Annotated in this window: 8 protein-coding genes and 1 pseudogene; 3 read left to right on the top strand and 6 right to left on the bottom strand. The window is 61.8% G+C overall.

The annotated features are described in order from the left end of the window. Positions 1–29: 29 nt before the first annotated feature. The 6 genes and pseudogenes from AOA59_RS11915 to AOA59_RS11890 form a co-directional block, all read right to left on the bottom strand. Positions 30–1,472, bottom strand: coding sequence for a hypothetical protein (locus AOA59_RS11915; RefSeq protein WP_099487497.1), 1,443 nt, complete (start codon positions 1,470–1,472; stop codon positions 30–32). Positions 1,473–1,595: 123 nt separating this feature from the next. Beyond that, complete coding sequence (locus AOA59_RS11910) at positions 1,596–1,964, bottom strand: hypothetical protein (protein WP_099487495.1); 369 nt, start codon at positions 1,962–1,964, stop codon at positions 1,596–1,598. A gap of 14 nt (positions 1,965–1,978) precedes the next feature. Further along, positions 1,979–2,925 (bottom strand): annotated as a pseudogene (locus tag AOA59_RS11905) (hypothetical protein). A 139-nt stretch (positions 2,926–3,064) separates the two neighbouring features. Continuing rightward, positions 3,065–4,129, bottom strand: coding sequence for a lipocalin-like domain-containing protein (locus tag AOA59_RS11900; RefSeq protein ID WP_099487493.1), 1,065 nt, complete (start codon positions 4,127–4,129; stop codon positions 3,065–3,067). After that, positions 4,119–6,581, bottom strand: a complete 2,463-nt coding sequence (locus AOA59_RS11895) for an FtsX-like permease family protein (RefSeq protein ID WP_099487548.1) — start codon at positions 6,579–6,581, stop codon at positions 4,119–4,121. Before AOA59_RS11895 ends, AOA59_RS11900 begins: the two co-directional genes overlap by 11 nt. Position 6,582: 1 nt before the next feature. Then, the gene (locus AOA59_RS11890) at positions 6,583–7,239 is read right to left on the bottom strand and encodes an ABC transporter ATP-binding protein (RefSeq protein WP_099487491.1); all 657 of its coding nucleotides are present in this window, start codon (positions 7,237–7,239) and stop codon (positions 6,583–6,585) included. Positions 7,240–7,513: 274 nt separating this feature from the next. Here AOA59_RS11890 and AOA59_RS11885 point away from each other — a divergent pair, with 274 nt between their 5' ends. The 3 genes from AOA59_RS11885 (at position 7,514) to AOA59_RS11875 (ending at position 11,578) form a co-directional block, all read left to right on the top strand. Beyond that, entirely contained in the window at positions 7,514–8,188 is a 675-nt protein-coding gene (locus AOA59_RS11885; protein ID WP_065931169.1) for a histidine phosphatase family protein, read from the top strand. Between the two features lie 187 nt (positions 8,189–8,375). After that, positions 8,376–10,034: a lipid IV(A) 4-amino-4-deoxy-L-arabinosyltransferase gene (arnT, locus tag AOA59_RS11880; protein ID WP_099487490.1), complete on the top strand. Its 1,659-nt coding sequence runs from the start codon at positions 8,376–8,378 to the stop codon at positions 10,032–10,034. A 26-nt stretch (positions 10,035–10,060) separates the two neighbouring features. Next, a complete protein-coding gene (locus tag AOA59_RS11875; protein ID WP_099487488.1) occupies positions 10,061–11,578 on the top strand; it encodes a glycosyltransferase family 39 protein in 1,518 nt (505 codons plus the stop codon).

The raw sequence follows: 11,578 nt of genomic DNA, 5'->3' as shown, positions 1-11,578 counted from the left end.
GTCTGCCCCCTCTGATTTACATCACGGTATCAATGGATGATGTTTTGGGTGCAGATGTGCCCAAAGGTCACATACTGCACGTTATCACCGCCGACACCCACGCCCGGGAACTCGTCCAGCTCGATACGCCAGCCGCCGAAGTTGAAGGTGGTGTCCCAGGTGTACTGCACGCCGGTGCTGCTGTCCGGATACTGCACGCGGTTATCGCCAAAGCAGGTACCGAGCGCGGCACTGGCCTGGGATGTGCCGGCACTGTTGGTGGTGGCCTTGAAGTCGGTCCAGTGGAACTCGGTGCCCTCAAAGCGCTTGTCGACACGCAGCACAGGTGTGACGCCCAGCAGTGGCGCGCCTGTGGAATCGGACCAGTTGGTGGTCCAGTTCAATGTGCGCCCCGCCTGAGTCGCCATCCAGAATATCGATGCCGGCACCCGCACGATGTTGTCACCGGTTACCTGCGAGCTATTCAGGCGTGGCGCAGAGCCGAGGCTCAGTTTGTAGTACTTGCTCGGGTCCTGCGTCACGGCCGGGTTGGCCCGCACACGCACCTTGACGGTCGTACCCGGCGTGACGCTCGGGTAAGTGGAGGTAGAGCCGGCTGGCACGACGATCCAGTTGACGCCATCAAAGCGCTCGAAGATCCACTGGTTACGGCTGCCACTGTCATCGCCTGCCAGGTACATGCTCACGGCCTGGCCACGCACGGCCTTGAAGTCGAAGTAATCGACGTCGTTGGCGTTGTCGAGGTTGCCGCTCACCTTGTTCATGGTGTCCGGCAGCGCAAAAGCATCTTGCGCCGTGTCGTTGGGCTCGAAGGCATCGATGTTGGTGTCTGCCGCCACGCCAAAACTGAACTGCGCATTGGTTGCGGTCTTGGCCACCATGTACCAGTAGTAGTCACCGGCCGGCAGTACACCGTCGATGTATTCATCGGCATTGCCGGCGTTATCGGCGGTGGCCAGCAGTTGCAGGTTGCCTTGGCCGTCATCGCGGAACAGGCTCAGCGACATGTCGGCGCCGGCACTCTGGTTGATCAACTGCACCAGCACCCGCGCGCTTTTTGGCAGGTTGAAGTGGTAAGGGAAATCCTGGCCCGTTTGCACTTCGCTGATGGTGTAGAGGGTGTTGATATCCAGGGTCGGAAACAGCGGAACAAAGTCGGCGACTGCGGCACTTTTCAGCGTGTCCTGACTCGGCTTTTTCAACGCGCCGATAACAGTGTTGAACGGTGCGGATCTGGCCGCTTTAGTGACCGACTTGGCCTTGCCGTCCCGCGCACCCAGCAGCTTTTGCCGCAGCGCCTCCGAAATCGGCACCGCAGTGAGCGTGCCGCCAGGTTTGAGCGCGTCAATCTCGCTTTGGCTGACTGTGCCAGGGGTGAGTTTGGGGAGGGTAAGATCGGCCAGGGCAGAGGCCGAGATAAAGCAGGAGGCCATCATGGCCGCGCCCAGCATAAGGGCTTTGGTTGATTTCATTTTTTATCCATCCATAGTTAAAAAATTGAAGCTTCAGGTGATCGGTGACATCCGGTCACCTGGGATGGAATGTAGAACAATACTGTATGTATGTACAGTGATTTTTAGGCAAATTTTCGTGCTCTACCATTTCATCCAAATACACCAGGCGGTCGCACTGAAAAACCAAACCATTCCAGACAAATAGGGCCAAAGCGCCCAACGCTTCAAGCTCAAGGGAACTGCAGCCAGCTCTGCCCGGGTGACATAGCCCCTCCTCACGCACAGATTTGGCAAGAACAAAAAGCCTACGATCAGGCTCGTGCGCTTGAACCTGTCTCTGGCGCGATTTCGCCACCAATAACGCTTGTTGTCACATACCATCGTGTTGGCGCTGAAACAGCTCTCCAGTTCATCTAGCTTTGTGTTCTCGACGAATACCATTAGGCCGTATGAAACGCCTGGTGATACTGCGAGAACAATCACGCACACCGTGTAGAGGATCGTGCTCATATACTCTCCGGTTGCTAAATCAGATCGCCGACCATTTCGCCTCCGAGCCCACCTATGCTCCCACCCACAGCACCTCCGGCAGCGCCCCCGAGAACCCCACAAATCAGTTCGCCTCTCCCTTTGAGCGCGATCCCCATGACCATCGAACATACACGGCGTGTCACCTTTGCCCCCAAGGCACCGCCGCGCGCAGCGCCTGCAACACTGCCCAGCAACTTCGCTGGCTCCACATACTTCGCCCTTCTACACTGCGCCCCCTACCGGTCACACACGCCTCCTTGACCTCCAATCCTGTCACCCCCACATCCATGGCCAACCCCACATAAGTCCCCTTCCCCAACCACTTCGACACTTGCGCCACGTCCCCGACCCGCTGCGCATACCCTGCAATCTCACCCTTATGCAGAAAGCTTTTGGTCGATATCCCCAGCACCTTCTTCAACGATTGATTGCCCCGCAACCCCGTGCCAAGCCGCGCCGCGCCTTGTAGTTGCCCATCCAGCTGCCGAAACAGCCCGTGGCGCTGACGAGCAAACTCCTCCCGGTCCAACCCACCAGCCTTCAACCGCTGATGCAAGCGCTCAATCGCCTCCAGCGTTTGCGCCACTTCATCCAGATGCCGCGACCACGCCGACGTGGCGCTGCCGATACCGATCGAGCCATTTGTCAGTAAGCTCTGCAGCAAGTCGTAGTTATTGATCACCGCCGAGCCGGCCGATGGCTCCAGCCGCCAGCGGATCTGCTCGCCGTAACGCATCAACCAGGCTTCTTCACTGCGACAGCTGAAGCTGAAGTCGTCAGGGATAACCACCAACTGCCCCGGCGTCACCAGGCCAAGACCCAAGTGCCGGTTCAACACGTCAAAGTGATCAGAACGCTGACGATTTGGCGCCCCGCCCATCGCCCTGGATTTCAGACTGTTGTAGTCCGTTGTGCGGTCATTGATAAATCCCTGCGCCATGCCTTCCATCCCGGATGCAATGAAGATGGCGTCGGAATATAGGCAAGCGCATTCGCCCCGCACACAAGGGCGGGCGCGGGAAATCACATTTGGGAAGTTGCCTACTCGGCAGAGAAAAATCGCCTACAAAAAACCGCGATCAATACCCGGTCATCTCCAGATACCCCACACCACCGTCAAACTGCACCGGCCCTTCCCAGTACGGAATACTGAGGTTCATCCATGCCTTCGGGTTGACGGCCTGGGGCGTGATGTCCAGTTGTTTGCCGGGAATTTTCAATGACCAGCGCGTGGGGACAGTGCGCCCGTCAATGTCGGTGGTGGCCAGCGGTGTGAGTTGAATATCGGCGTTATGCAGGGTCTGGGTGTGCCCTTGCTGGTCGATCCAGGTGCCGGTCAGGTAACCCGCGCCGTCCTTTTGCCGCACGCGAAACAGCATCAACTGCTCGCCACGGTCCAGGTGCAGGGAGAACCAGTCCCAGCCGGTCTGGCTGGCGGCCAGCGGCTGGCTGCTCCATTCGCGGTCGAGCCAGGCCGGGCCGCTGACCTGGTAGGTGGTGCCGTCGATACGGACGCTGCCCGTCGCCGTGAAAAACGGCTGGCTGTAGTAGTAGGACGCCTGGCCTTGATCGGATTTGCGGCTGTAGCCGTTATCACCCTGCAACACCAATGGGCGGCTGGAGGTCAGGTGCAAATCGTAGGCAAACTGCGGGCCGGTGGCCTTGAGTTGCATATCGGCCAAGGCGCTGGCGGCACCGGGCCGGGTGGCGAAACTCCAGTCGTCGAGCCAGGCCGTGAACGGCGCTGCCTGGGCGCCGGCCTGGCCAACGCCGCCACGGGCGTAGCGCTCGGCAGCGTAATGGCGAGTGGCAGACGTGACGGCGGCATGGCCCAGCCAGATCGTCGAGTCGCGCCAGCCCGCGAGCACCGGCCCGGCCTTCAACGCGTTGCGAAACAGCGTCCATTGCACGCCAAACACACGGCCTTGGGCATCCTTGAGGTTGGCGGTGACGTACCACCATTCGATGCGAAAGCCTGGATGCGGGCCGTGGTCTTCGGGAAAGCTGAAGACCTTGCCAGGCACCACCTGGGCAAAATCCGCCGCCTCGCTGCCAAGGCCGGCGAAGCTTTCCGGCGGCGCGGGGGCTTTGTCGCAGGCCGTTAACAGCAATACGGCGGCCCAGCACCAGGAGTTAATCTTCATTGGCAAAGGTCCTCAGCAAATCCGCCGGGCGACTGCGGTACAACTGCCACAGTGGCCAGGCCGAGGCCAGCAGCGTGGCAAGCATGGCCAGCCCCAACAATTGCGCCAGCTGCCACGGAAACACTTGCAAGGGCAGGCGCCAGCCGAACGCCTGCACATTGATCACCGCGTCCAGGCACCATGCCAGCAGCAGGCCCAAGGGCAAGGCGAGTACCAGCGTCAACACCGCCAGCAGCCAGGTTTGGCCGAGGTTGAGCAGCATCAGTTGCCGGCGCGTCACGCCCAGCGCCCACAGCGGTGCGAGTTGGCCAAGGCGGCTTTGGCTCTGGGTCAGCAGGCTGATAAACAGCGCCACACCGGCGACACCCAACGTCAGGCTGTTGAGTGCGGCAGTGGCGGCGAAGGTGCGTTCGAACACCTGGCTCGACCAGCCTTTGAGCTGCTGCTGATCGACGATGCGGCTGTCCTCCAGGGCAAAGGCGCGCCGCACCTCCTGCACCAGCGCCGGTACATTGCCGGGCAGTACGCGCAGGTTGAAGCGTGCCGGTGCCAGGCCCGGCCAGTGCGCCAGCAGGTGTTGCGAATTAACCAACAGATGGCCCTTGGGGTTGCCGTAGTCGGCGTAAACCCCCACTACTTTTGGCGACCAGACGCCTTGCGGCGCGGGAAGCTGGATGGCATCGCCAAGCCCCACATTCAGGCGGCGTGCCAATTGCTCGCTGAGCATCACGCTATCGCCCTGCAACAGTTGGTCCCAAGGCGCACTCGCCGCTTGCAGCAACGGCCAGTGCTGGCGATAGGTCGGGTCATCGACCACACCGAACACATCTGCCGGCCAGCCCTGCAATTGCACCGCCACCTGCCAGGTCGGCAGCACCGCCTGCACCAGCGGTTGCTGCGCCAACCAGCTGGAAAGCTGCTCGGCCTGGGCCGGATTCTGCGGGTTGAGGTACAGCTCGGCGGTAAGGCGTTGTTCCAGCCAGTTATTGAACGTCTGGCGAAACCCCGAAGTCATGGAGCCCGCGCCGATGTTCGCCGCCAGCGCCAACAGCAACGCCATCAACGCCAGGCTCAAGGCCGGCAACTGCTGGCGGCAGTCGGCAAGGAACCACTGGCCCAATACTGAGCGGCTACGTCCCAGCACCGCCGTCAACAGGCCATTGAGCACCACCGGCAAGCCGAGCGCCGCGCCCAGCAGCAAGGCGGCCATCAGCACAAACCCGGCAGTGAGGCTGTTGCCCCACCACAGCGCCAGCACTGCAATCGCCAACGCTGTAGCCGCCACCCAACCCTGACGTCGCAGCCAACGCCGGTGCGCCTCGTGCCAGGCCTGGGCATTGGCCAGCGCCAGCAAGGGCAAACGCGCCGCGCGCCACAGGCTGCTGGCACCCGCCAGCAGGGCGCCGAGCAGGCTCAAGCCCAAGCCGGCCAGCCACCACCACGGGCTGAGGCTCAACTGGCCCGCCACTTCGGCGCCATACAGGCCGCGCAGGCTGGCGGCCACATCCGGCAGCAACAGACTGGCCAGCAGGTAACCACTGATCACCCCCAGCACGCCGCCCAGCAACGACAACACCCCCAGCTCAACCGCCAGGCTGACGATCAGCAGGCGCGCGCTGACCCCGCAGGCACGCAAGGTGCGCAGCAAACCACGACGTTGCTCCAGGGCCAGGCCGATGGCGGCGTGGACAATAAACAGGCCGACCACAAAGGATAAAAAGCCCAAGGCATCGAGGTTCAGGTGAAAGCTTTCGGTGAGGCGCGAGAGGTTATTGTCCTCGCCTTGCTTGAGTTGCAGCGCGGCGGGCGGCGTGGGATGGGTGGCGGCGAAGGCCTTGTCCACCAGCAGGCGCGACAGGCGCCCCGGCATATCCAACAACGGTTGGGCGAAGCCGATATCGGTCAGCAACAGGCCGGGCGCCATGTCGGGCTGAACCTGTAACGGCGGCAGCCGTTGCCCGCTGGTTGTCAGCGGTTGCTCACCGGCCTGCAACCCCAACGCCTGCAAGGTTTGCGCAGCGATCCAGGTTTGCCCCGGCGGGTTGAAAAACCCGAGCATCTGCGCCTGGCTCAAGCGCTGCCCCGCCACCGCGCTGCCACCGGGTAACGACAACGGCTCGATGCCCATCAATTGCAGGCGCAGCTCTTCATGCCCCTTGAGCAGCAGCCGCCCCTGCACCACCGGCGACACCGGCCAGCCGGCACGGCGCAGTTCGGCAAACAGCGCCTGCGGGAAACTCGCACCGTCCGGCGCACTCAGGCTGGCTTGGGGTTCACCGCCGATCAATTGGCTGGCACGTGCATAGCTGTCGCGCGCCTGGCTGTTAAGGGCTTGCACGCCGGTCAACAGTGCGGTGGCCAGCCACAAGCCGGTGAGCACGCTGAAAAACTGCACCGGGTGCCGCCGCCAATGGCTCAACAGTGCGCGCAGTGCCCAATAAAATACCCTCATCTCACGCGACCACACGGCCATGCCGCAACACCACCTGGTGGTCCAGGCGCGCGGCGATGCGCGGGCTGTGGGTCACCATCAACAGGCTGGTGGGGCTGTCTCGCAGCAGGTCCAGCAGCAATTGCAGCACGTCATCGCTGGTGGCCTCGTCGAGGTTGCCGGTGGGTTCATCCGCCAGCAACAAGCCGGGGCGAGAGGCCAACGCGCGGCCCACCGCAACCCGCTGCTGTTGGCCGCCGGAGAGTTGTTCGGGGTAACGCTTGAGCAAGTCGCCCAGGCCCAGGCGCTCAACCAGCTGCGCCTGCCATTGCGGGTCGAAGCGCCCGGCCAGGCGGGCCTGGAACGCCAGGTTGTCGTCGACACGCAAGCTGCCGATCAGGTTGAACTGCTGGAACACCAGGCCGATTTGGGTACGCCGCCAATGGGCCAGTTGCGCCTCGCTCAGTTGGTCCAGGCGCTGCTCGCCCACCTGGACAGTCCCGCTGTCCACGCGGTCGAGCCCGGCGACCAGATGCAACAACGTGCTTTTGCCACTGCCCGACTCGCCCATCAGCGCCAGGCTGCTACGTTCCCCCAGGTACAGGTCGACACCCGCCAGCACCGGCAGTGGACCTTGCGGGGTGGCGTAGCTCTTAACAACACCTTGCACCTGCAACATAAACACGCTCGTTTAAAGGACTGCAAACGAGCATAACGGCTGGTTGACGACCCCATGCAAATTTTTCACATCGATTTCACTGCTTGCCCACCCTCACCCCTCTAAATTGCCCCCCAGTATCGATAGTCGGCAACTTGTTAGTTGCCGCCCACGGCAACTTCTAACGGCTGGATGTTCAGCCAAAAGACAGCAGCGCTATGACACGCTCCGCTTCAACTACGGGCATCCGTCAGTGCGTTACGCCTATTTGAATAAAACACTGAAGACAGTGCCCATGGTGAATGATGTGGTTGACCTTACCCTGACCAAGCCGCGCTCACGCCGGGGCTATCTCAAGCGCCTGCGAAAGTGGTGGGCGGGCCTTGCCGTTATCGGCTTGCTGCTCGCCGGTTTCCTGTTTTGGCCGTTCTCGCCGCGCGACCTGAGCGTCGATAACCGCCTGCTGACCTCACAAGTGCTGCCGGCCTGGCGCGATGGCGACCTGATCGTGCTGGTGCGTCACGAAGAGCGCTGCGACCGCTCGGCCAATGCCTGCTTCGGCGCACCTGAAGGCCTGACGACCGTCGGCACCCAGCGCGCCGAAGAAGTGGGCAAGGCCTTCAAACTACTGGGCCTGGAAAACACCGACATCGTTGCCAGCCCGGCCTTGCGCACGGTACAGACCTCGCACTTCATGTTCGGCAAAGCCGAGCTGACCCCAGGGGAAAAGACAATCTGCGGCGAGGACATCGATGAAGAACTGCTCAGCCGCAAACGGTCTGGTCGCAACCTCGTTTTTGTCACCCACAGTGGCTGTATTGCCGACTTCGAAAGCGCCCTGGGCTACCCCCGCGCAACGTTTGCCGAGTACGGCAGTGCCCTGTTCGTGCGCGTACTGGGCAATGGTAAATTCGAGACGCTTGGCATCATGAAAGGCCCCGCCTGGTCCGCCGTACTTAAAAAGCTATAGACACTTTTTTACCTATAACTTTCTTCATGTTCAGCAAAACGACAGCCCTCTTCTGGCATGTTCAACTACGCCCGCTACTATTGGACGTCATGATTTTTTTCATCGACTTAGTGAACTTTGTGATTTTTCCTACAAACTTTTACATATCTGCTTACTTCACCATTAAACGTCAAGGAGTGACGTTTTCATGACTCGACTGCTTAAACCCTTACCTCTATTGCTATTGGCCTTCGCGGTGTTCTATCTACTGCCCATGGGCCTGCACGGTTTATGGATCCCGGATGAAACCCGCTATGCCCAGATCAGCCAGGAAATGCTACAGAGCGGCAATTGGGTCGCACCGCACTTCATGGGTGTGCGCTATTTCGAAAAACCCGCCGCCGGCTATTGGCTGATCGCCCTCGGGCAGGCGGTATTCGGCGAAAACCTGTTCGGCGTACGTGTGGCGTCGGCCTTGACCACCGGCCTGAGCGTGGTGCTGGCCTACCTCATCGCCCGCCGCTTGTGGAACGACCCGCGCAAAAGTTTCGCCTGCGCCCTGCTCTACATGAGCTTCGGGCTGGTGGCCGGGCAAGCGGGGTATTCCAACCTCGATCCGCAATTCACCTTCTGGGTCAACCTCAGCCTGGTGGCGCTGTGGTTTGCCCTCGACAGCCGCACGGCGCGTGCTCGTCTGGGTGCCTGGGCAGTGCTGGGCGTGGCCTGCGGCATGGGCTTTATGACCAAGGGCTTTCTGGCCTGGCTGTTGCCCGTGCTGATCGCCGTGCCCTACATCCTCTGGCAGCGCCGCCTGGGTGAACTGTTGCGCTACGGCCCGTTGGCGATTGTGGTCGCCGCCATCGTGTGTGTGCCGTGGGCCTTGGCCATTCACGTGCAGGAGCCCGATTACTGGCGCTTCTTCTTCTGGCACGAGCATATCCGTCGCTTCTCTTCCGCCAATGCCCAGCATGCGCGGGCCTGGTGGTTCTTCCTGCCGATCATGGTGGTCGCCTGCCTGCCCTGGGCGGCGTTGCTGCCGGCCACACTGATCAAGACCTGGAAAGACAAAGCCCAGCCGGCCATCGTGTTCCTGGCCCTGTGGCTGCTGTTGCCCCTGGCCTTCTTCAGCATGAGCCGCGGCAAATTACCCACCTATATCATGCCGTGCCTGCTGCCGCTGGCCTTGTTGATGGGCCATGCGCTGATCGACTTGATCCGGCAAGGCAAGGCCCGCGCGATCCTGATCAACGGGCTGGTCAACGCCGTGATTGGCCTGGCGGCGATGGTGGCGTTGATCTACCTGCAAATCTGCAACCCGATGTACGGCAACAGCCACGCGGAGATGTTCAGCCTGTCCCTGGCGTTTATCGTATTGCTGGCCTGGATCCTTGCCAACCTGCTGCAAGCGCTGCGCCCGCTGACCCTGTGGGCAATGCCGGCGCTGGGCATCGGCTTGCTGGTGGCGTTACTGCCGGCGGGCATGCCGGCGATGATCACCGATACCGAAATGCCCGACCAGTTCGTGCTTGAGCATCTGGATGAATTGCAACAAACCCATGCTTTGATCAGCAACGAGCTGGGCTCGGCGTCGGCCTTGTCCTGGCGCCTGGGCCGCACGGAAGTGGCGTTTTACGACACCGAAGGCGAGCTGCGTTATGGCCTCCAGTACGCCGACTCGGTGCACCGCAAGGTCGACCTGGACAGCGTGCAGAGCTGGCTTGCGCAGGCGCGGCAGCAAGGCTCGGTCGGCGTGCTGATGCGCGTGCGCAGCACCAGCGAACACCGCGAAGAAGGGCAACTGCCACCGGGTGGCAAACGCTATCGCAAAGGCGCCCTGCTCTTGATTATCTATCCGCAGCTTCCCTAACGTTACGTCTGCCTTGAGAGCCGCCCATGAGTGTTTTAAAAACCGAACGCGGCGCCCTGGTGCTGCTGCTGGGCGTCTCGGCGCTGCTCCTGCTGCTGGGCCTGGGCAGCCGCGACTTGTGGGGGCCGGAAACCCGCTGGGCCAACATCGCGTTGCAGATGCTGCAAAGCGGTGACTACTTCGACCCCTACCTCAAGGGCGCGCCCTACTACGACAAACCCCTGCCCTCCTACTGGCTGATCACCGGCTTTGCCAACCTGATGGGCGGGCTTGGCCCCTGGTCGCTGCGTTTGTCGTCGGTGATTGCGGCGTGGCTGAGCATCTGGCTGGTGTACCTGATTGGCGAACGCCTGTTTCGCAAAGGCACCGGGCTGATTGCCGGCTGGATGCTCGCCACCACCTTCTACTTTCTCTTCTGGGCTCGCGTGGCCACGGCCGATATCCTCACCGTGTGCGGCGTGCTGGCGGCGGTGTGGTGGTATTGGCGCGGGCCGGACGACACGCGGCTGGGGCGTTACACGGTATTTTTCCTGCTGCTGGCGGCCACTTCGCTGTTCAAAGGCCTGATCGGTTTTGTGCTGCCGGGCCTGGTGCTGCTGCCGCACCTGCTCAGCGAGCAGCGCTACAAGCGCCACCTCAACCTGCGCCTGCTGCTGGCCATGCTGATTGCAGCGGCGTTTTATGCGATTCCCTTCGTGCTGTCCCACCTCTACGGCGCGCCGACTTACGGCGAGAGTGGCCTTGAACTGGTGTTCAAGGAAAACGTGGTGCGCTTCTTCGACCCGTTCGACCACATGGGGCCGATCTACACCTACCTGATCTACCTGCCCGCCTACACCTTGCCTTGGGCACCTTGCTGGTTGCTGGGCCTGTGGCTGGCACTGCGCAACTGGCGCCAAACGCCGCCGAACGTACGCTGGCTGGTGTGGGGCCTGGGCCTGCTGTTCGTGTTCTTCACCGCCAGCGGCAGCCGGCGCAGCTACTACGTGTTGCCGCTGGTGCCTTTTGCCCAACTCCTGGCCGCCTGGTGGTTGAGCGAACGCCTGGAGCAAAAAACCGCCAGCTGGCCGCGTTGGCAAAAAGGTTTCGGCTTAACGGCAGGCTTGCTGTTGCTGGTACTCGGCGGCATCTATCCCTGGGTCACCGGCAATGGCGGCGTGACCCGCTTCGCCGATGATGTACAGGCCGAAGCGGTCAAAACTGCGCCGTGGGCTCACTGGCAGATGGTGATGGTAGAAGTCGACAACAAGGTGCCGATGTACCTGCAAAATGGCGGCAAGCCGTTCTACTACGTCAGCGAAACCCAGGACTTCCCCCGCCAGGGCGACAGCGCGGCATTCATGGCCTGGCTGGAAAAAACCAGCGGCCAGGGCTTCGACCCGCAACGCACCATTATCGTCGCGCAGTATTCCAAGGAAGACCCGACGCCGCTGGCCTACCTGGGCGCGGATCACAGGGTGATTACCACGCAGCCGGACAATGGCGAGCGGTTGTTCCAGAAGCGTTCGGGGGGCAGTGTGGCGTTTGTTCCAACGCCCGGCTGA

Origin of the sequence: Pseudomonas sp. 2822-15 (assembly GCF_002742515.1) — a bacterium.
Taxonomy (GTDB): Bacteria; Pseudomonadota; Gammaproteobacteria; order Pseudomonadales; family Pseudomonadaceae; genus Aquipseudomonas; species Aquipseudomonas salomonii.
The sequence above is the reverse complement of the archived record's forward strand: the minus strand, read 5'-3'. Positions and strand labels throughout refer to the sequence as shown.